General features: G+C 32.7%; 17 protein-coding genes. 8 read left to right on the plus strand and 9 right to left on the minus strand.

Translation table 11 applies throughout. The features are described 5' to 3' along the window. Positions 1–38 precede the first annotated feature (38 nt). From Q0075_RS02165 to Q0075_RS02185, 5 genes are all read right to left on the minus strand, one after another. Positions 39–1,934 carry a putative porin gene (locus Q0075_RS02165; protein ID WP_297868088.1) on the minus strand — a complete coding sequence of 632 codons (1,896 nt, stop codon included), beginning with the start codon at positions 1,932–1,934 and terminating at the stop codon, positions 39–41. An 84-nt stretch (positions 1,935–2,018) separates the two neighbouring features. Then, positions 2,019–3,017, minus strand: a complete 999-nt coding sequence (locus Q0075_RS02170) for a hypothetical protein (RefSeq protein ID WP_297868089.1) — start codon at positions 3,015–3,017, stop codon at positions 2,019–2,021. Between the two features lie 66 nt (positions 3,018–3,083). Beyond that, positions 3,084–3,995: a hypothetical protein gene (locus Q0075_RS02175; RefSeq protein WP_297868090.1), complete on the minus strand. Its 912-nt coding sequence runs from the start codon at positions 3,993–3,995 to the stop codon at positions 3,084–3,086. Positions 3,996–4,008: 13 nt separating this feature from the next. Beyond that, complete coding sequence (locus Q0075_RS02180; RefSeq protein WP_297868091.1) at positions 4,009–5,427, minus strand: SusD/RagB family nutrient-binding outer membrane lipoprotein; 1,419 nt, start codon at positions 5,425–5,427, stop codon at positions 4,009–4,011. An 11-nt stretch (positions 5,428–5,438) separates the two neighbouring features. Beyond that, complete coding sequence (locus tag Q0075_RS02185; protein ID WP_297868092.1) at positions 5,439–8,582, minus strand: SusC/RagA family TonB-linked outer membrane protein; 3,144 nt, start codon at positions 8,580–8,582, stop codon at positions 5,439–5,441. 198 nt (positions 8,583–8,780) lie between these two features. On the opposite strand from Q0075_RS02185, the gene Q0075_RS02190 reads away from it, so the two are divergent. Then, the gene (locus Q0075_RS02190; protein ID WP_297868101.1) at positions 8,781–9,473 is read left to right on the plus strand and encodes a ribonuclease HII; all 693 of its coding nucleotides are present in this window, start codon (positions 8,781–8,783) and stop codon (positions 9,471–9,473) included. 86 nt (positions 9,474–9,559) lie between these two features. On the opposite strand, the gene lipB is transcribed toward Q0075_RS02190, so the two are convergent. Further along, on the minus strand, positions 9,560–10,255 hold the full coding sequence (gene lipB / locus Q0075_RS02195) for a lipoyl(octanoyl) transferase LipB (RefSeq protein WP_291107614.1): 696 nt from the start codon (positions 10,253–10,255) through the stop codon (positions 9,560–9,562). Positions 10,256–10,480: 225 nt separating this feature from the next. Here lipB and lysS point away from each other — a divergent pair, with 225 nt between their 5' ends. From lysS to Q0075_RS02210, 3 genes are all read left to right on the plus strand, one after another. Next, positions 10,481–12,178, plus strand: coding sequence for a lysine--tRNA ligase (gene lysS, locus Q0075_RS02200; protein WP_297868093.1), 1,698 nt, complete (start codon positions 10,481–10,483; stop codon positions 12,176–12,178). 121 nt (positions 12,179–12,299) lie between these two features. After that, positions 12,300–12,731, plus strand: coding sequence for a hypothetical protein (locus Q0075_RS02205; protein WP_297868094.1), 432 nt, complete (start codon positions 12,300–12,302; stop codon positions 12,729–12,731). Positions 12,732–12,805: 74 nt separating this feature from the next. Beyond that, positions 12,806–13,138, plus strand: coding sequence for a hypothetical protein (locus Q0075_RS02210; protein WP_297868095.1), 333 nt, complete (start codon positions 12,806–12,808; stop codon positions 13,136–13,138). Between the two features lie 27 nt (positions 13,139–13,165). On the opposite strand, the gene hemL is transcribed toward Q0075_RS02210, so the two are convergent. From hemL to Q0075_RS02225, 3 genes are all read right to left on the minus strand, one after another. Further along, a complete protein-coding gene (gene hemL / locus Q0075_RS02215) occupies positions 13,166–14,452 on the minus strand; it encodes a glutamate-1-semialdehyde 2,1-aminomutase (protein ID WP_297868096.1) in 1,287 nt (428 codons plus the stop codon). Beyond that, entirely contained in the window at positions 14,452–15,294 is an 843-nt protein-coding gene (locus Q0075_RS02220) for a glucosaminidase domain-containing protein (protein ID WP_291108533.1), read from the minus strand. Before Q0075_RS02220 ends, hemL begins: the two co-directional genes overlap by 1 nt. Before the next feature lie 131 nt (positions 15,295–15,425). Beyond that, positions 15,426–16,337 carry a pyridoxal-phosphate dependent enzyme gene (locus Q0075_RS02225; RefSeq protein ID WP_291108531.1) on the minus strand — a complete coding sequence of 304 codons (912 nt, stop codon included), beginning with the start codon at positions 16,335–16,337 and terminating at the stop codon, positions 15,426–15,428. Positions 16,338–16,934: 597 nt separating this feature from the next. Here Q0075_RS02225 and hsdR point away from each other — a divergent pair. From hsdR to Q0075_RS02245, 4 genes are all read left to right on the plus strand, one after another. Continuing rightward, a complete protein-coding gene (hsdR, locus tag Q0075_RS02230; protein ID WP_366798054.1) occupies positions 16,935–19,313 on the plus strand; it encodes an EcoAI/FtnUII family type I restriction enzme subunit R in 2,379 nt (792 codons plus the stop codon). Further along, positions 19,313–19,774: an IS200/IS605 family transposase gene (gene tnpA / locus Q0075_RS02235; RefSeq protein ID WP_297868098.1), complete on the plus strand. Its 462-nt coding sequence runs from the start codon at positions 19,313–19,315 to the stop codon at positions 19,772–19,774. Before hsdR ends, tnpA begins: the two co-directional genes overlap by 1 nt. A gap of 150 nt (positions 19,775–19,924) precedes the next feature. Then, entirely contained in the window at positions 19,925–21,361 is a 1,437-nt protein-coding gene (locus tag Q0075_RS02240) for an N-6 DNA methylase (RefSeq protein WP_297868099.1), read from the plus strand. Beyond that, positions 21,361–22,698 (plus strand): restriction endonuclease subunit S, encoded by a 1,338-nt coding sequence (locus Q0075_RS02245; RefSeq protein WP_297868100.1) that lies wholly within the window; start codon positions 21,361–21,363, stop codon positions 22,696–22,698. Before Q0075_RS02240 ends, Q0075_RS02245 begins: the two co-directional genes overlap by 1 nt. Positions 22,699–22,799: the final 101 nt, after the last annotated feature.

Consider the following 22,799-nt stretch of genomic DNA (forward strand, 5'->3'; position numbering starts at 1 on the left):
AATTTTATAAATAAAAAACCAAGACAAAAGGCTTCTTATTATTTAAAGAAATTCCATTCTAAACCGAAACGAACCATAAAATCTCGATATGGATAATTTGGAGCGGAATAATAATTATAACCCGTAAAAGAAGAATTAAAATGTTCTGCTTTTAGATAAATTCTAGTTTGTTTAATTCTAGCATTTATGAAAAAATCAAACATTGGAAAATTACCAAACTTTGTTTCATTTTGAACATAAAATTCTCCAATTAATGGATTATAATCGTTTCCATAATATTTAGAGAAATATTGAAATGTAACTCCAGTTTGCAAGAACATTGCTTTCTTAAAAACATGATCTGAAAAGTATAAAGTGCTACGTGTAGTAAGTTCTGGAACGTTAACTATATCAGAAGCTTGATCTACTTTTTGGTATAAAACTGTGACATCTAAACCTAATTTCCAAAACTTAATGTCTTTATTAGCATTTACTGAAAAATAATTAATGGTTTTGTCATATTGCATAGGTTTAACAGTAAGTTTAGTTATATCATCAGTTATATTATCAAAATACAAATGATCGTTTAAAACTTTATATTGCACACTAGTATTTAACCATTTTGTAAAGGCAGAAAAAGAAAGTTGGTTAAGTTTTTCATTTTTAAAATTATTTAACCAATTATAATCTACATATCTACTTTGATATAATGTATAATTTAAGTTAGGTAAACTGTTTAATTTTTGATATTTAAATTCAAGTTTAATATTATCATTAGGTGTATAATTAAGCATTGCATGTACATTTGAAATTGACTGATTAGAAATCGTTTGAGCCAATTCAATTTTTGCAGTTAAATTGCTTGTAAAATAAGTATAATTTCCACCTAACATATTTATTCTATCAGAGATAGCATTTGGAACTACAATATTCCCTAAGTTATCATAAACTAAACTGTTATAATAATAATTGTAGTTGTTATCGTCAACATAAAAATTTAAACTTCCAAAATTTTTAGTTTTATAGCCAAGCCCTATTTTATTGTAAAAATTATTAAAACGTGTTTTATTATTAATACTATTTGAAAATGCATCGCCAAAACGAGTGCTTGAACTTGACTGAGTAAATTCAAAAAACTTATATTCAGTATTAAAAGTATGGGTAAAGACTAAACTATTTGGATTGTTCTTATTTAGGAAAAAAGAATGTTCAAGAAACAAACGGTTTCCTTTCAATAGTGAGGTTGCGTCTTTAAAATATACATCAAGTCTATCACGTTGATCATTTGGTGGATTACTTTGCTCGAATAATTTAGTATCAATTATACCTCCATTTTCTTGATTTGAAATATCTTGAGCGGTAAAATGAGCATTTAAAAAATATTGTTTGTTTTTAGTAAAATAACTTGTTGTAAATCTAAAATTACCCGAACTAGATATGTTATTAATGTATTTTCCATTAGATCGCAAACCTTTATAAGCAATAGAAAAATTAAAATTTGGCTTAGTGTTAACTGTTAGAAAAGCATCTAATGACTGACCTTGCTCCATCACCGTTTTATAGTATAACTCTGTTAGCGGTGTAGGAACAGAATAATATTTAATATCAGAAGCTTGTAAATAATTAAAGTGTTTAGCTGAAAATCCAAAACTTGGTAATATACTCTTTTGAATAAGTCCAAAATTTAAAACATTGCAAGTATGCCCTTCATTAGCAAAAGGAATCAATCCAAAAATATCTTTTCTAAGAAAATTATATTTATACTCATTTTTTATTGACAAAGAAGTATCCACATAAGTAGTATCTTTCTCTAAAGAATAAATTTTATAGAGTTTAATAGAAGGCTTTATTTCTTTGCCTTGTTGTAGTCCCTTTTCTAAATCACCCTCATCAACAACTTGTGAAAAAACAAAAGAAGAAAGAAACAAAAATAAAATGGATAAGTAAATCTTCATTACATTAAAATATTAGCAAATGTAATGAGAAAATAGGGAATAAAAAAAGCCCCTAAAAGGGGCTTTTAAAAGAAATACTTTTAATTAGTTAAAAAAATTACCTCTTTGAATATTTTTAACTGGTTTAGTAATATTTACTCTAGGAGCTGCTGCTCTACCAGAAGCAACAAACTGACCGTTTTTAGAGAAAGTAAAAATTCCATTTTCTACAGTTAATGTAGCAACATAAATAAACTCTTGATCATAGTTTGGAGTATTTCCAAAATCAGAATCTACAGCATCAGCAGCATCTTGAACAAAAGTTCCAGCAAAAGGTGAGTTGTATCTAGAGTAATTAATAGTCATTGGAATATTAAAAGTTGGGATACCAACTGAAGCTAGTGTTGCGTCGTCATATACATTCATATATATAGTATAAACACCATCTTCAACATCTCCTAAACTTACAGTGAATTCTTCAGGACAAGCACTGGTTGCGGCAGCATATCCTGTAATGTCATCTCCATTTTCGTCTAAAACATAAACGTCAACATCGTAACCTACATCACATAATCCAAATGGATAACCAGGAATATTTCTATCCCATGCGAACTCTAAAGTTAAATCACCGTAATCAGTAATATTGAAAGACAAATTAGTAGTAGCAACTTTGATATTAGCATCAAATTCACTACCAACTTTTAACACAAAAGTTTCAGTAGCTTCATCTTCGCTATCTCCAATGATCGTAACAGTACCAATTCCAGAAGAACTCCAAGCTGGAATGTAAACTTGGTGGTCATATTCAAAATCTACATCTTCTGTAGCAGTACCAGAAACTAAAGAAACTGTTACATAAGTATCAACTGGTTGCGGAGTAACTAAATTAACAGCAAATTCAATGGTTTTATCATATCCTCCCTCGTTGAAAGTACTCACAGAGTTAACATTCAAATATGGAGATACTGCTGATACAGATGCACTTCCATCATTTACTTCAATAACAGAATCATCTGTTGCATCATCATTACTACATGAAGTAAAAAAAGTACTTCCAGCAAATAATGCGATTAAAGCAAAAATATTTAATTTATTTTTTTTCATAAAAAATCTGTATTAACTCAATTAAACAAATTTTAATTTGTTTAATTGAGTAGTTAAATAATTAGATTATAGTGGCGTTAAAGTTGTTACAAAAGGTCTTTCAACTGTATTACCCGTAAAGAAAATTGAATAATGAACAGTAATAACACCAGTAACAGGGTTTACATTACTCAATGCTTTTTGAGCAGCACTTTGTCTTACTTCATTAGTAAAAGCGCTAGCTAAATTTTGAGTATCTAAACCAATAACGTTACAAACATCACTAAAAGTATAACCAGCTCTAGTACCTGCAGGTAATTGAATAGTATTTGCAGATCCAGGTGCTTGACCAGCACAATAGTAAGGTCCTATATATGAAGAAACATATAAACCATCAGCAATTTGAGTTACTAAATCATTAGCAAAAGTATAAACAGTTCCTGTTTCAGTTCTAACAGTTCTGTTAGAGTAATTACCCGCTAAGAAAGAACCACATGAAACATTTACTTTTGTAGACTTAACATTTAAATGCTCAGTTCTACCGTCAGTTAATTTTGCAACGTACGTTAATAACCAGTAATCACCAATTTCTAATGTAGCATCATCAGCAGGTAATGGCTGTCCTTCAAAAACAACTCCTGATATTAATTCATTATAGTTAAAACTGAAAGTTAAAGATTCATGTTGATTTTCAACAGGAAAATTAACAGATTTAAGCAATACATTGTTTGACTTTAATAAAGTACTACCATCTAAACGAAAATATTGTTTATAAACATCAACAGTTTCGACTTTTTCTCTACCTTGAAACACAGACAAACTTGCAGATAAAGCATCAGTAGGAGCACTACCTTGCGCATAAGTTATTGCAAGTGTCTCAACACTTAATAAACCTCCTACATTTTTATCCCCTGTAAGAGTATCATTGTCATCATCAACACATGAAAACATTCCAAGTGCTAAAAATGAAAATAAAGATAATTTTAATATTTTTTTCATAATCATTTTTTTTTTAGTTCATCCACCAAACATCTGACAACATAGTATCTCCATTACTTAATGTAGCACTAGCAGCTGCATAGTTTACTTGATTGTAATTTTGAGAGTCTGTTGAAAAATAGAATCTACTAGGAATTTGAGCAATTGCAGCATTAGCAACTGGAGATAAAGCTGGATATCCAGTACGTCTCCATTCTGTCCAAGCTTCAATACCTTGACCATATAATGCTATCCACATTTGAGTACCAATTTTTTCTCTAGCCTCAGATTGAGTTGAAAAATCAACACTAGCATTAGAAGTATAAACTGAAGCTGAACCTAAACCATTGAACTGGAAGTTAGCCTCAATAGCGTTTACATAATGTACTTTAGCTTGAGTAACACCACCTGGTATAATACCTTCATTAGCAGCTTCAGCCAAATATAATTGAACTTGAGCATAAGATAAGAAAACTCCAGGTAAAGTTGGGTCTAAATACTTATTTCCAGGAGAAGAGAATCCATTATAATTTCCAGGATTTTCAATACCAGGGATATTACCAACATATTGACCTGCATTATTTGTTTGAGCGTAAATAGGTAATCTAGGATCACTTAATGCATTCATAGTAGACACTAAAACAGAACTTACTTTGTACTCATTTCTGTTTCCATAAACGATTGTTTCGTAAATTGGGTTTGCATCAGGTTGTGAAGCTGTATAAGATAACTCAGCAGAATCACTATTTGAAGACATCAATAAACCAGAAGCTACTAAACTTTGAACGTCTGCAGAAACATTTCTCTTTTTAGAAATTCTCATTAAAGCTTTAAGTTTCAATGAAGCAGCAAACTTTCTCCATTTAGTAACATCTCCACCATAAACTAAGTCAGCTGATGAAGTAAAGTCACCCGTACCTGAAGCAAATAATACTTCTGCTCTATCTAATAAATCTAAAATACCATCATATACCTCTTCTTGAGAATCATGTATTGGTTTAACATTTCCAGGAACAACAGCTTGAGAAAATGGAACTGGTCCATATAAATCAGTTAAAATTTGAAATGCATTCGCTTGTAACACTAAAGAAACACCTTGTAAATTTGTATTTCCAGCCTCACCCGCTAAATCATAAGCTGATTTAGACTCAGCAATAACACCAGCATATAAGTTAGTCCAAACAGCATTCATTAAAGCTCTTCTTGGAATATACTTTTCTTCATCATTGTACTGTACTTTTGACCAATGTTGAGCCCAACATAATCCCATATCACCACCAACCTGCGCATTATACATAGTATTTTGCGTAGCAGTAATAGCAGTTGACAATAGCAAGTTTGGATCAGTTGATGAAGGACTATTTGGAGAGGTATTAATCTCTTCAAAATCCTTATCACAACTAACAGCAACAAATGCCATTGATGCAATAAATAAATAAATTATTCTTTTCATATTTAATTTTATTAAAATTTAACATTAATATTAAATCCGTAAGTTCTTGCCGATGGTAATTGACCAAATTCTTGTCCTTGCTCACCATTAGAATTACTAAATGCAGATTCTGGATCGATATGAGGTGCTTTTTTGTATAATAAAGCTAAATTTCTACCCACAACCGACACTTTGAAATCTTGAATAAAAGTTCCTTTTAACCAGTTTTTAGGTAAAGAATATCCAAAAACAACTTGACGTAATTTTACGTAACTAGCATCAAAAATACCACTTTCAGTAAAGTTAGAATAGTTGTAAGCGAATTGGTTAAATGTTTTAGCGTCAATTACAACATTATTAGCTGTATATCCACCAGCTCCGTCAGAAACAACACCATTACCAACAACTCCAGTCTCACGACCAATTAAAGTCTCATCTAAAGTACCTGCATATCTACCCCACATGTAAGACATAGAGAAGATGTCACCTCCAATTTTAGCATCAACCAATGTGCTTAAATCAAAGTTTTTGTACTTAAATGTAAAATTAGCACCCCCAGTCCAATCTGGAGTAATATTACCCAATGTTACTAACTCTGAGTTATTAACTTTTGGCAAACCATTTTCATAAATAATGTCACCAGATTCAGTTCTTGCATAAGGGAAACCTACAATTGCTCCATATGCTTGACCAGGAATTGCCTGTAACTCCATACCCCATTGACCACCAAGAGTATAAGAATCAGCACCACCTAAACTAGTAACTTCGTTTCTATTTTTTGCAAAGTTTAAATCAATATCAAAAGAGAAATTATCTGTTTTAATAGGAGTTAAACCTAACTGTAACTCAATTCCTTTGTTAGTCATTTCACCAGCATTTTCCCAAGAAGATGTAAATCCTGAAGCTGCTTCAACCTGTAGTGGTAAAATCAAATCAGTAGATGTTTGAGAATAATAAGTTGCTGCTAAACGAACTCTATTTCCATAAGCATTAACATCTACTCCAAACTCAGTACCTATAGTTGACTCAGGCTTGATATTTGGATTCCATTGTGTATTAGGCACAGAAGATTGAGTTCCAAAGTTATTATTTGCTAATGTAAATGTTCTGTTTGTAGAATACTCACCTAATGGACCAGTACCTCCAACTTTAGACCAACCTGCTCTTAATTTAACATAGTTAACTTTAGCATTTTGAAGACCTAAAACTTCAGATAAAATAAAAGATCCTGATACCGCTGGATAGAAGAATGAATTATTTTTTACTGGTAAAACACTTGACCAATCATTTCTTCCTGAGAAATCTAAGAAAGCATAATTTTTATATGATAATTGACCAAAACCAAGTACACTATTAATTCTTTGATCAAAAGAATCACTATCAATAGATGGAGTAGTTCCAGATTTAACATTTGATAAAGTAAACAATCCAGGTAACTCTAAACCTCCTGTTAATTCTCCAACAACTGTATTTCTAACTCTTTTTAAAGTATTCATACCTCCGTTTAAAGATAATTTTAAATCAGAAGTTAAATCAGTTTGATACGTTAAAATTGCTTCCGCATTGATTTCTGAATATCTTCTAGCTATTTCAGCATAGTATCCATCTTTGTATTCATTAGAACCTACATCCGCTCTAAGTGTTTCTCTTTGAGAGTAGTGATCTAAACTTAATTTACCATTGATAGATAATTTATCATTGAATTTGTAATTTAAATAAGTAGACCCAGTTACTCTGTCTTGATCAAAAGTATTTCTATTAGTTTCCAATACCCAGTAAGGGTTATTTTGGAAAACGTTATTCCAGTTTAGTGGAGTTCCTTCAGAAGCTGTTCCTACAGGAGCTAATGGTAAGTTTCTCCAATTTTTTAAATCTGGGAAATTAACGTTTCTTGCAGACCAAATGAACTGTTGAACAACGTTGGATGAACTGTAACCTACAGGAGGCAAGTTATTACTTTTGTTGTTAAAGAAAGTTACATTTGCACCTGCAGTTAATTTTTCACCTAATTTCATGTTTCCGTTGAAACCAACGTTGAATTTTTTGAAATCAGTAAAAGGAATCATACCTTTTTCATCAGAATTACCAATAGATAATCTGAAGTTGTTATTTTCTCCACCGCTAATTAATGTAATACTGTTAGACTGAGCTACACCTGTATCATAGAAATTTTTCACGTTATTAGGATGAGAAATCCATGGAGTTGGCATACCTCCATATTTATAAGAATCCCATTGTACAAAAGATAAACCTCTGTCTAAAGCAGGACCCCAACTTTCATCAACTCCGTCATTGTATCCACCTCCAGCACCATCAACGAATTGAAAGAAATCAGAAGTAGCTCCTTGACCATAAGAGTTTTGATAATTTGGCAACAATAATGGATTAGAGAAAGTAATGTTTGAGTTGAAAGAAACTTCAAATTTATCTTTCTTTTTACCTGATTTAGTAGTAATTAAGATAACCCCTTTACTAGCACGGATACCGTATAAAGCAGCAGCAGTAGGCCCTTTTAACACAGTAACTGACTCAATATCATCAGGATTAATACTCGCTGCACCATTAGGTAAATCTCTACCTCCACCTGAACCAGCATTACCATAGTTTGTGTTATCAAATGGAACACCATCAATAACAAACAAAGCTTGGTTGTTACCCGTAATAGAAGAAGCCCCTCTCAATACAATTCTTGAAGAAGAACCTACAGCTCCAGAAGAGTTAGTAACTTGAACCCCTGCGATTTTACCAGAAAGAGCATTAACGATGTTAGACTCTCTAGCTTCTGTCATAGAAGATCCTTTTACAGACTGAGCTGCATACGTTACCGCTTTTTCTTCTTTTTTAATACCTAAAGCCGTAACAATTACTTCTTTACCTTCAACAACATCGTCTTTTAAAGACACATTGTAAGAACTTGCAGCAGCAATAGTAATTCTAACAGCTTTTTTTCCAGTGTAAGAAATTACTAAAACTTCTCCTTGTTTAGCTTTGATAGTATAATTACCATCAAAATCTGTCGTAGTACCACGAGTTGTTCCATCAACAACAACGTTAGCACCTGCAATTGGGCCTAGTTCGTCAGAAACCACACCCGTAACAGTTTTCTCTTGCGCGAACGAAAACTGCATTGTAAACGCTACTAAAAGCGTAAAAATCCATTTGAACTTCGATCTCATATTAAATTTATTTGAGTTAGTTATTCCGCAAACTTCTTAATTATTTCTTAAATAAACAAATAATACTTCGGAATATTACTAATTTATTTTTGTTAAAGTTTTAGTTTTAAAAAAACATTTTACGGAAGATTCTCTTATCAAAGATGAAAATTTCGTAAAAAGGTTGCGCCTAAAGTTGTATTTTTGTCAAAAAAAAGAATGTTAAGCAAAAGTTACAGTAATTTAATATTAGAATGCGGAACAGATGAAGCAGGAAGAGGATGTTTGGCTGGACCCGTAACAGCTGCCGCAGCAATAAGCCCCCTAACCCCCGAAGGGGGAATTACCAACGATGCTGTAAAAAGACTTTTTGAAGAGCTAAACGATTCTAAACAACTTTCTGATAAAAAAAGGTTTGAGTTGCGCCCACTTATTGAACAAACTTCAATTTCTTTTGCCGTTACTCATATTTTTCCAAATGAAATTGACGAAATAAACATATTAAATGCTTCACTGAAAGCAATGCAAGAATCTGTTTTAAAATTAAATCAAAAACCTGAATACATAATAGTAGATGGAAATCGGCCATTAAATGGAAAATTAGGAATGAAACAAAAAACAGGAAAGATTTTTACAATAGCAGAAATTGAACTTTTAAAATCAATTCCAACTACTAATATAATTAAAGGCGATAGTAAATTTTTAAGTATTGCTGCCGCATCTGTTTTAGCAAAAACGTACAGGGATGAATATATGGATAAAATTCATGAAGAGTTCCCCATGTATAATTGGAAAAAAAACAAAGGTTACCCAACAAAAGACCACAGAGAGGCTATTAAGAAATATGGTCCGTGCAAATATCACCGAATGAGTTTTAGATTATTGCCAGAGCAATTGAGTTTGGAATTTTAAACACTAACTAATACCATTTTTAATATTCATTTCATACACTATCTATACTTTATCTATGCTATATCTATGGAGTATCTATACTTAAACTATACTATTTCCGCTTCGAATAGATTTTGAAAATGTTTAAGAATTTTATTCTTTACTTCTTGCTCATCTACATTTCTATTTAATTCAACATGCATTGAAGTAACCGCTTTTCCTTTTATTCCACATGGAATAATATTATCGAAGTATCCTAAATCAGCATTAACATTTAGTGCGAAGCCATGCATGGTTACCCATCTAGAAGCACGAACTCCCATAGCACAAATTTTTCTTGCGAATGGTGTTCCTACATCAAACCAAACTCCGGTTTCTCCTTCGCTACGAGTTGCTTGTAAACCGTATTCTGCTAATGTTAAAATTATAGCTTCTTCTAAAAGACGTAAGTATTTATGAATGTCGGTGAAAAAGTTTTCTAAATCTAAAATAGGATAACCCACAATTTGTCCTGGTCCGTGGTAGGTAATATCGCCTCCTCTATTGATCTTGTAAAAAGTGGCTCCTTTTGCTTCCAATTGTTTTTCGGAAAGTAATAAATTTGTGATGTCACCACTTTTTCCTAGTGTATAAACATGTGGATGTTCTACATAGAGTAGAAAGTTAGGAGTTGGAAGTTGGGAGTTGGATTGTCTGTTTTTAATTTTAATATCCACAATTTCTTTGAATAATGCTTCTTGATAATCCCAAGTGTCTTTGTAATCTTTGTTTCCTAAATCTTGAAGTTGGACTTTTTTATTCATAGTGAACGAAATTGTGTTTTGAAAAGTGAAGCAAAGATACGAATAGTTTACTAATTAGCCCTGACAGGAGTGACATCCTTTTTGAAAAAAAGATATAACGGATGGCAGGAATATGGAAAGCAAAAAAGCCCGAACCATTCGCTCTTAAAAAAAGTATTCAGTGTTCAGTTGAAAGTTGGCAGTTTTTTAATTTATAGTTACATTTGCACGCTTAAATACAATATTATGCAACTTTCGGAACAAGAAATCATTAGAAGAGACAAATTAAACGCTTTACGCGAACTTGGAATTAACCCTTATCCAGCGGATTTATTTCCGGTGAATCACACTTCAAAGCAGGTAAAGGAAAATTTTGAAGAAGGTAAGAAGGTTATTTTGGCTGGACGTTTAATGAGTGTTCGTGATCAAGGAAAAGCTTCGTTTGCTGAATTACAAGATAGCGATGGAAGAATTCAGTTGTATTTTAATCGTGATATGCTTTGCCAAGGTGAAGACAAAACACTTTACAATCAAGTTTTCAAAAAATTAACCGATTTAGGTGACTTTATTGGAATTGAAGGTGAATTATTCATGACAAAAGTAGGCGCTATGTGTGTTCGTGTGGATCATTTCAAAATGTTGAGCAAAACATTAAAACCGCTTCCGTTACCAAAAACTGACGAAGAAGGCCATGTATTTGACGCATTTACCGACCCAGAATTGCGTTACCGTATGCGTTACGTGGATTTAGTGGTAAACCCACATGTGAAAGAAGTTTTCATGAAAAGAACAAAATTGTTCACCGCTATGCGAACTTTTTTCAATGAAGCAGGTTATATGGAAGTGGAAACTCCGGTTTTACAATCGATTCCAGGTGGAGCAGCTGCTAGACCTTTCATTACACACCATAACAGTTTAGACATTCCTTTATACATGCGAATTGCTAACGAATTATATTTAAAAAGATTAATCGTTGGTGGATTTGACGGAGTTTACGAATTTTCGAAAAACTTCCGTAACGAAGGAATGGACAGAACTCACAATCCAGAATTTACCGCAATGGAAATTTATGTAGCTTACAAAGACTACAACTGGATGATGGAAATGACTGAAAATTTATTAGAATATTGTGCTACTCAAGTAAACGGAACAACTGAAGCTACTTTTGGAGAACATAAAGTAAACTTTAAAGCGCCTTATGCAAGAGTAACCATGACGGATGCTATTAAACAATTCACAGGTTTTGACATTACTGGAAAATCGGAAGATGAATTGCGTGAAGCTGCAAAATCTATGGGAATCGAAGTGAACGACACCATGGGTAAAGGAAAATTAATTGATGAAATTTTTGGTGAGAAATGTGAAGGCAACTTCATTCAGCCAACGTTCATTACTGATTATCCAAAAGAAATGTCACCTTTATGTAAATCGCATCGCAATAATCCTGAATTGACAGAGCGTTTTGAGTTGATGGTTTGTGGAAAAGAAATTGCAAATGCGTATTCGGAATTAAATGACCCAATTGACCAAAGAGAGCGTTTTGAAAACCAAATGGCTTTAGCCGCAAAAGGTGATGATGAAGCGAACGGAATTATCGACGAAGATTTCTTAAGAGCTTTAGAATACGGAATGCCACCTACATCTGGTTTAGGAATTGGAATGGACCGTTTAATTATGTTCTTAACGAACAATCAATCCATTCAAGAAGTATTATTCTTCCCGCAAATGCGCCCTGAGAAAAAAGGTCCAGAATTAACAGAAGACGAAAAACATATCATTGAAATTTTAAAAGCTAACGAAGGAATTTCGATTGGTGATTTAAAAACTAAAACAGAATTAAGCGGAAAAAAATGGGATGCTGCCAGTAAAGGATTAAGCAAACATGGCTTAATGCGAGTAGTAGTTGATGGCGAAAATAAAATTGCTGAGTACTTAGGAAAATAATTTTTAACCTTTAAATATTTGAAGCGGAACTTTTTTAAAAAAGTTTCGCTTTTTTTTATTATCAATTAAACCTTTTTATTTTTTCAAGGTCTTATCATCAAACAATTAAAAAAACGAAAAGATGAAAAAATTAATTTTAGCAATTGCTTTAGTGACGACGACATTAACTTTTGCGCAAAACAGAAAACAAGAAAGAGAAAAGTTAACTCCAGAACAACAAACCGAACTTCAAGTCAAAAGAATGACATTAGATTTAGATTTGGATGCCAAGCAGCAAAAAGATGTAAAGGCCCTTTTGCTAGAGCAGGCTAAAAAAAGAACAACGAAAGTTGAAGAAATGAAATCAAAGCGAGAAAATGGAGAAAAACCAACTGCTGATGAAAAGTATTCAATTAAAAATGAGATGCTTAACAATCAAATTGAAATGAAAGCCAAAATGGAAAAAATATTAACTCCTGAACAATATAAAAAATGGGAAGAAAAGCGCGCTGCTAAAAAAGAAAAAGTTGAAGAACGAATGCAAAAAAGAAAAAGAACATCACAAGCTAACTAAATATTTTCTGTATTCTTTTGTTTTAATCTCAAATTTAATTTAGATTTGACGAACCAAAATAAAAATTTACAATTATGAAAAAAATATTTTTTTCTTTATTATTACTATTTTCTTTCAGTACAATTGCATTTGCACAAGAAGGGAAATCAAATGATAATGACCCTAAAACTTTAGCAAAATCAGAATTAAGTGCATTGGTAAAAGAAATTCCTTTAGAAAGTTCGCTTGAAAATGGAATCTTCAGTTTACTTGTATATAAGCATCAAGCCTTATCTAAAGCTACTACAGAAAAAGAGAGAAATCAAATTTATGAAACCATAAAAAGTAAACTTGAAGGAACTTTTTCACCTGATGTGTTTAGAAAACTTAAAAACAATAAAGCTCTTTACGAGAATTTAATTAAATAAAAAAAGTCCCAAGATTGGGACTTTTTTTTATAATTCTTTAGCTGTATCTGCTATAGCATTTATCGTAAAATCTAAATCTTCATAAGACAGTGCATCTGTTATAAACCAAGTTTCATAAGCAGAAGGTGCGATATAAACTCCACGTTTCAATAATCCGTGAAAAAAAAGCTTAAAAGTTTCGTTATCACCATTTTTAGCAGTATTAAAATCATAAACAGGGTTAGCATCAAAATGAACTGAAATCATTGATCCTACTCTATTTATTGTAAACATCACATTGGCTTCTTTTAAGACTCTTCTAATCCCATTCTCTAAATAAGCTGTTTTTTCTTCTAATCTAGAAAAAATGGTTTCATCTTCATTTAAAACTTTTAGCATTTCATAGCCAGCAGCCATGGCTAATGGATTTCCAGATAAAGTTCCTGCTTGATATACAGGACCAAGTGGTGCCAAATAATTCATAATTTCCTCTCTTGCAGCAAAAGCTCCTACAGGCAATCCTCCACCTATTACTTTTCCAAAACATACAATATCTGCTTGAATGTCGAATAATTGTTGTGCTCCACCTTTTGCTAATCGAAATCCGGTCATTACTTCATCAAAAATAAGCAACGCTCCATTAGCAGTACAAACATCTCTAAGCGCTTCTAGAAATCCTTTTACTGGAGGAATACATCCCATATTACCAGCAACAGGCTCAATAATAATCGCTGCAATTTGATTTTCGTTAGCTTTAAAAAGAGCTTTAACATTATCAATATCATTGTAAGCGGCTAATAATGTATCTTTAGCCGTGCCTTCTGTAACTCCGGGAGAATTAGGCACACCAAATGTACTCAAACCACTTCCCGCTGCGATTAAAAAAGAATCTGAGTGTCCATGATAGCAACCCGAAAATTTAATAATCTTATCTCGTTTTGTATAACCACGTGCTAAACGAATGGCACTCATACAAGCTTCTGTACCCGAATTTACAAAACGAATTTTATCGATATTTGGAACCATCGAAACTGCTAATTTTGCAATTTGTGTTTCTAACTCTGTAGGCATTCCAAATGATGTTCCTTTTTTTGCTTTTTCAACCACTGCATTAACTACTGGCTCGTAAGCATGACCTAAAATCATTGGTCCCCATGAGTTAATATAATCAATTAAACGGTTTCCATCTTCATCATACAAATAAGCTCCCTTAGCTTCTTTCACAAAAATCGGAGTACCTCCCACTCCTTTGAAAGCTCTAACTGGTGAATTAACACCTCCTGGAATTACTTTGCTAGCTTCAACAAATAATTCACTACTTCTTTTATATAGCATTATTTAATTTTAATTTGTTGTCCGATTGAAATAGTAGTATCAGACATATTATTTAACTTTTTTAAATCGTCTACTGTAAGATTAAATTTTTTTGACAATGCATACAAGGTGTCTCCTTGCTGAACGGTATAATAGTCGCCACCTTGAGCTGCTACAACTTCTTTTTTAGTAGGTTTAAAATCGCGACTCAGCACTTGATTATCATATTTATACAATTCAAAACGCTCAATTAATCCAATTAATTTATCGGGGTATTTAACATCCGTAGCATATCCTGCTGCTTTTAAACCTCTTGCCCAAGATTCGTAATCTCCTTTGTCTAATTTGAACAAATTTGCATATCGTGTTCTAGAAGTTAAAAACAAAGAATGATCTCTGTAAGATTCTGAAGGATGTTCGTATTTTCTGAAACATTCTTGCTCTGCATCATCATCATGACGAACACTATCTCCCGTCCATCCTGTGTGGCATTTTATCCCAAAATGATTGTTGGCAGATTGTGCTAACTTGCCTTTTCCTGCTCCCGATTCTAAAATTCCTTGAGCCAAAGTAATACTTGCTGGAATTCCATGATTTTTCATGTTATTCATAGCGATTTCTTTAAAGTTTTCAACGTAATTTTGAATCTCTTCGGCATACGTTTTAATGTTTGAAGTTGCTTCTAAAGAAACTTGAGCATTATTATCTGAAGTTTTTGAATTGGGATTTTTAGTAAGTCCTTTTGTAGCAGTTGATTTTGAATGTACAACTGGTTTCTTTTTAGTTGTTCTAACAACAGGATTAGTACTTTTACAACTTATTACTAAGAGTGCTAAAATAAAAATGACGAATTTACTTTTCATTTGTTTGTGTTTCTATACCATTTAAATTTATCGAAATTACCCTCATTATACCCCCTCATAAATCAAACAATAATTATGATGACAGACAGGAGCATACTTTTTTTTAGAAATCATTAAGCCATTAAAAAAGCTTACATTTCATCATAACAGATTATTTCTCTATTCTTTTTTTGTAGCGCCAAATTCATTCCTTTAACGCCTTGTAAACCACCCGAATGAATCATAAGAATCTTAGCATTAGGTGGAAAAAAATCTTTCTCAATCAAGTCCATTACGCCATATACCATCTTTCCTGTATATATGGGATCGAGAGGGATTTTTGTTTGCTTGTAAAATGCATTTATAAACTGAATTAATTCGCAATTTACTTTTCCATATCCACCAAAATGATAATCATCGTTGATAATCCAATTTGATTTGGTTACAAAATTACGAATAACATCAGATAAAAAAGCACCTTTTAGAGAAGAAAATCCAATAAGTTGTTGGTTTTCTGTAGAAGAATTCACAAGACCTGAGAAAGTTCCGCCAGTTCCTGTAGAACAAACCACATGAGTAAAAAAAGTTTTATCTTCAACCGTTAAAATTTCTTCGCATCCTTTAATTGCTAAAAAATTTGTACCTCCTTCAGGAATTAAGTAAAAATTTCCAAAAATGGTCTGTAATTTTTCTTTAAAATTAGTGTTTTCTTTTTCACGATAGTCCGACCTAGAAACAAAATAAAACTTCATTCCTAATTCTTGTGCTTTTATTAAAGTAGGGTTTTCATGAATTTTATACTCTATTTCTTCTCCCCTTATTACACCAATAGTTGAAAACCCAAATTCAGCACCCGCTCCAGCAACTGCTAAAATATGATTTGAAAAAGCTCCACCAAAAGTTAACAAAGTAGAATGACCCAATCGTTTAGCTTCTTGAATATTATATTTGAGTTTTCTAAATTTATTTCCAGAAATGATTGGATGTAACAAATCTTCTCTTTTAATAAAGAGCTCTATATTATTTGGAAAAGATAATGGTATTTTTTGATTAATTGAGTGCATAAAAAAAGCAGCTAGTTAAAGCTGCTTTCAAATATACAACAATGTGTGTTATTTATTTATTGTAAATTGATATTTTCTTTGAAATGCCATAAAGTCGAAAAACATGTTGAGAACTTAAGTTACCAAAAAGCGCCATAATTCTCTGCATTTAATACAACTCTCTTATGAAAGCCTAGAACGTTCTTGAGTTCGTTTTTTTTCTTTTTTTGCTAAAAAATGGACTTGACGAGTTTTTCAATTCGACCTGTCGAGTTTTACAATTCGACCTGTCGAGTTGAAAATTTTAACCTGACAATTTTTTACGTTTAATTTTGGAGCTTAAATGAAGACCATTTGTTTTAAAAAGCTATTTAATTTAGAAAAAAAAACATAAAAAAACTCTAAAAAATGGGGCTAATTACCCGTTTTTGAATTAAATTGCTTTCGAAAGCCTTGAATAGTTACAGCCAATTGTGTCGAAATAATGAGGTATAAATAATCTTATTTATAAAAAACTTCTTTTTATGAATATTTTATATGTCACAAAAATACATATTAATAAGTACTGTTTAACACCATTTTTTTATTAAATTTGAAGAATTCAATGCTATTAAAATGATTGATAAAAAGAAATTATCAGAACGCGATATTTGTACAAAATTTATAACACCTGCTATTCAAAATGCAGGATGGAACTTACAATCTCAAGTGCTTGAAGAAGTGACTTTTACTGATGGTAAAATTTATGTTCGTGGTAAATTGACTGCTCGTGGTGAACGAAAAAGAGCGGATTATTTATTGTACTATCAGGACAATCCAATTGCTATTATTGAGGCAAAAGATAACAAGCATTCGGTTCGTGCAGGTATTCAACAGGCGCTTAACTATGCTAGAATATTAGATATTCCAAGTGTGTTTAGTAGTAATGGTGATGGTTTTGTATATCATGATAGAACCGTAAATGATGATTCTATTGAAACCGAATTAGCTTTGGAAGACTTTCCTTCTCCAGAAGTATTATGGATGAAGTACAAACACTATAAAGGTATAGTTACTGAACAAGGCGAAAAGATTGCTTTACAAAAATACTTTTCGGATGGTTCGGGAAGAAAACCACGATATTATCAACAAATTGCAATAAACAGAACTGTTGAAGCCATAGCAAACGGACAAAATAGAATTTTGTTAGTCATGGCAACAGGTACTGGAAAAACGTATACGGCTTTTCAAATTATTCATCGATTATGGAAAAGTGGTGCTAAGAAGAGAATTTTATTTCTTGCCGATAGAACTGCTTTGATTGACCAAACCAAACGTGGGGATTTCAAACATTTTAAAGATAAAATGACGGTGGTTAAAAACCGTATGATTGATAAAAGTTATGAAATTTATTTGGCTTTATATCAAGGTTTATCGGGTGCGGATGAAGATGCTAATGCTTACAAACAGTTTTCACCTGATTTTTTTGATTTAATAATTATTGATGAGTGTCACAGAGGAAGTGCCAAAGAAGATAGTGCTTGGCGTGAAATACTTACATATTTCAAAAATGCTACACACGTTGGTTTGACTGCTACACCAAAGGAAACTAAAGAGACTAGTAATACCGAATATTTTGGCGATCCAGTGTACACGTATTCTTTAAAACAAGGAATTGACGATGGATTCTTGGCTCCTTACAAAGTTATTCGTGTGGCTTTGAATGTAGATGCAGAAGGATATCGACCTGAACAAGGTAAAACCGATAAAGAAGGTAACGAAGTAGAGGATAGAATTTACAATAGAAAAGATTTTGATAGAAGTTTAGTCATTGACGAACGAACGGATACTGTTGCTAAAAAAGTAACCGAATATCTAAAAGGTTTTGACCGTTTTGCTAAAACAATTATCTTCTGTGTAGATATTGACCATGCCGAACGTATGCGAAATGCCATTGCTCGCCATAATGCTGATTTAGTTGCGGAAAATTATAAGTATGTGATGCAAATTACAGGCGATAATGAAGAAGGTAAACGGGAATTAGACAACTTTATTAACCCTGAAGAAAAATATCCTGTGGTTGCTACGACCTCTGAATTAATGACCACAGGTGTTGATGCGCAAACTTGTAAAGTAATTGTACTTGATGCCAACATTAATTCCATGACGAAATTCAAACAAATTGTAGGTCGTGGTACGCGTATCAATGAAGAGTTTAATAAGTTGTATTTTACGATTCTTGATTTTAGAAATGCTACGGATAATTTTGCTGACCCTGAGTTTGATGGACATCCGTTACGTGTTAAACCCATTACAGAAGACCTTGATTTAGAAACGATAATTGACGAAGAAGAAACAGAAGTTACACCCATTATTGATGAAGTTTCAGGAGATGAAATTATAATGGCTCCTGCGGTAGTTAGAGAACCATCAAGCACAGACGAATATCAAAAAAGACCGAAACAATATGTGAACGGGGTTGATGTTTCTATTCTAGTGAGTAGAGAATTGTATTTTGATAATGAAGGCAAACCTATTACAACTAGTTTAAAAGATTACACGAAAAGTATCATACAGAAAAAGTTTGCTTCTTTGGATGATTTCTTATTGACTTGGAACCAAGCCGATAAAAAAGAAGCTATTATTAAAGAGTTGCAAGAACAAGGCGTAATGGTAGAAGCTTTGTATGATGCGGTTGATAAGCAAGTAGATTTGTTTGATTTGATTTGCCACGTAGCGTACGACCAACCACCATTGACTAGAAAAGAACGTGCTAACAATGTAAAAAAACGCAACTACTTTACGAAATATGGCGAACAAGCGCGTAAAGTTTTAGAAACACTATTAGATAAATATGCAGATGAAGGTGTTGAAAATATAGAAAGTATAGAAGTGTTGCGTGTAAAACCTTTTGATGAGTATGGTTCTCCTATTGAGATTATAAGCCATTTTGGGAACAAACAACATTATCTAGAAGCGGTAAAAGATTTAGAAAACGAATTGTATAGAAAAGTGTAATGTCAATTACTTATTCTCAGATATATATTCATATAGTTTTTGCTGTTAAAGGCAGAAAATCTTTTATTCAACAAAGTTGGGAGGAAGAATTATATAAGTATATAACTGGTATTGTGCAAAATAAAGGGCAAAAAATGTTAGCCATTAATGGCATGTCCGACCATATTCATATACTAATCGGAATGAAACCTTCCTGTAATTTATCGGATTTGGTTAGAGAAATAAAAAAATCTTCTAATGGTTTTATTAATGAAAAGAAATTTTGTCAATTTAAGTTTGAATGGCAAGAAGGATATGGTGCATTTTCATATAGTCATTCAGCGTTAGATAATGTCATTTCTTATATTGCAAATCAAAAAGAGCATCATCGTAAAAAATCATTCCAAGAAGAATATATAGATTTTTTAAAGAAATTTGAAGTTGAATATAAAGAAGAATATTTATTTGAATGGATTGAATAAATTAGACCCCAAAGGGGTCATATGTTTATAGAATAATATGCGACATGTAGGTTTGACCCCGATGGGGTCGTATATTACAAACAACAACAATTTCTATAAACATATAATCCCGAAGGGATTCTAAATGAAATAAATTAACAATAAAATAAAATGAGTAACATATCCTCCATCCTAAAATCCATACAAACCATCATGTGGCAAGACACGGGTCTTAACGGTGATGCCCAACGCATAGAACAACTCGGTTGGATGTTGTTTTTAAAAATATTTTCCGATAAAGACAAAGAATTAGAATTACTCGACGACAATTATACGTCGCCTATACCTGATGAATTTCATTGGGTAAAGGAAAAAGGCAATTGGGCAGGCGATGACGAAGGAATGACAGGTGACGAATTGCTAGAGTTTGTAGATAGAAAATTGTTTCCTGCGTTGCGTAATATTGACGTAAGTTCTGGCAATCGCCGTGCTTTGATTGTACGTGAAGTTTTTGAAGGGAACAACAACTACATGAAAAGCGGTATCAACATTCGTAAGGTGTTGAACAAGTTGAATGAAATAGATTTTAATATTGCCAAAGACCGTCATGCGTTTGGGGAATTGTATGAGACCATTTTAAAAGGCTTACAAAGTGCCGGTAAAAGTGGGGAATTTTACACGCCTCGTGCCATTACGAGTTTTATTACCGAAATGATTAACCCACAATTGGGCGAAAAAATATTGGACCCTGCTTGTGGAACCGGTGGTTATTTGACTTGTGCTATTGAACATTTAAAAGAACAAGCCAACAGCGTAGAAGACCGCAAAAGCATTGCCGAAAATGTCATAGGTTGGGAATACAAACCGCTACCGTATTTGTTAGCTACGACCAACTTGATTTTGCACGATATGGAAGTGCCAAACATTCGTTTTGGCGATGCCTTAGACCAACCGCTTTCTAACTTTACGGAAAAGCACCGTGTAAACGCTATTTTAGCTAACCCACCCTTTGGAGGGATTGTAGCCAATAACAACGAAAACAACTTTCCGCAGAATTATAGAACCAAAGAAAGTGCCGATTTGTTCCTGATTTTAATGATTCATTTATTAAAACAAGGCGGAAGAGCAGGAATTGTATTACCTGATGGCTCGTTAACTGGTGATGGTGTAAAACAACGCGTACGCCAAAAATTATTGGAAGAATGTAATTTACACACCATTATTCGTTTGCCTAACTCTGTGTTTCAACCGTATGCTACAGTAGCGACCAATTTGTTGTTTTTTACCAAAGGCACACCAACCAAAGAAGTGTGGTATTATGAACACCGTTTGCCTGAAGGACAAAAAGCCTACAACAAAACCAAACCGATACAGCCGGCAGCCTTTAACCCAATTAAAACGTGGTGGAACGACCGTAAGGAAAGTGATATTGCTTGGAAAGTTGACATCCAAACCATCATAGACCGCAACTACGATTTAGACATTAAAAACCCAACCAAGCAAGAAGAAGCTCACGAATACAGTAGTATGGAATTAATGGAACTATTACATACTTCTTTTGAGAAAAGCAATGCCTTGTTGAACCAATTAAAAGAAGCGGTAAAGTAATGAGTTGGCAAAAAGTAAAATTAGGGCAATTTCTCAAAAATCGTAAAGGACGTTATAAGCCAAAAGATCCTGCTATTCAAGGTTTAAAGCGAATTGAAAAAATTGATTTTTCAGGAACAATTTATTTATCTGATAAAGTATCGAATACAGATATGATATTAGTTAAAAAAGGAGATTTGGTAATTTCTGGTATCAATGTTGAAAAAGGAGCAATGAATATTTATCAAGGTGAAGAAGATGTAGTTGCTACAATTCATTATTCTTCATATGAATTTGATGAAAAGCAAATTGATATTGATTTTTTAACCAATTTTTTAAAAAGTTTAGAGTTTAAAAAAGCTTTAAAAGAACAAGTTCCAGGTGGTATAAAAACGGAAATTAAACCAAAACATATTCTTCCTTTAGAAGTTGAAATACCAACTGATATTGAAGAACAAAGAAAGGTTGTTAAGAAGTTAAATGAAAATAATTCAATAATTGAAGATGTTTCATCCGAACTCACCCACCAACTCGACCTAATAAAACAATTGCGTCAGGCATTTTTGCGTGAAGCGATGCAGGGAAAACTCCTCACGCCTGTCACTTCGAGCGGAGTCGAGAAGCAAGAAACAGGACATGACTTGTTAGCCAAAATAAAAGCCGAGAAAGCCCAATTAATAGCAGAGAAAAAACTCAAAAAAGAAAAAGAGTTACCACCAATTACAAATGATGAAATTCCTTTTGAAATTCCGGAGCATTGGGCTTGGTGTAGGTTGGGGGAGATTTCAAATTTTATTTCAGGAACTAATTTTAACAGTAGTGATTTTAAAAAAGGGGAAGGTGTTAAATGTATAAAAATAACCAATGCTGGGGTTGGAGAGCTTATTGAAACTGATGATGTTTTGCCATATAATTTTATTGAGAAATATTCAAATTATATTGTTTATCAAGGTGATTTAATTCTTGCCTTAACACGTCCATACATAGCAGAAGGTTTGAAAATCAGTAAATGTAATAATGTTTACAATAATTCTTTATTAAATCAACGTGTCGCTTTAATAAGAAATTATCCGGCTATCTCAAATGAATATATTTATAAATATTTACGCTCCGATTATGTCTTAAATAAATATAAATCAATGTTTGAGGGTAAAGGGCAGCAACCGAATTTAAAAAAAGAGGATGTTACAGAATTATTATTCCCACTTCCACCGCTACACGAGCAAGAACAAATTGTGGCTAAGTTAGCCGAGTTAATGGCGTTTTGTGATGGGTTGGAGCAGAGTATTAAGGAAAGTCAAGGGTATAATGAAAAGTTGTTGCAACAGGTGCTTAGGGAGGCGTTGCAGCCGCAGTGACAAGTCGCGTCTTGTCCATTATGTCGTTTTGAGAAGGTCGAAACAAAATAAATAGCAATGGGTTTTAACCCGTTGGGATATAATGAAAAGTTGTTGCAACA

Source organism: uncultured Flavobacterium sp., from assembly GCF_937967675.1.
GTDB lineage: Bacteria > Bacteroidota > Bacteroidia > Flavobacteriales > Flavobacteriaceae > Flavobacterium.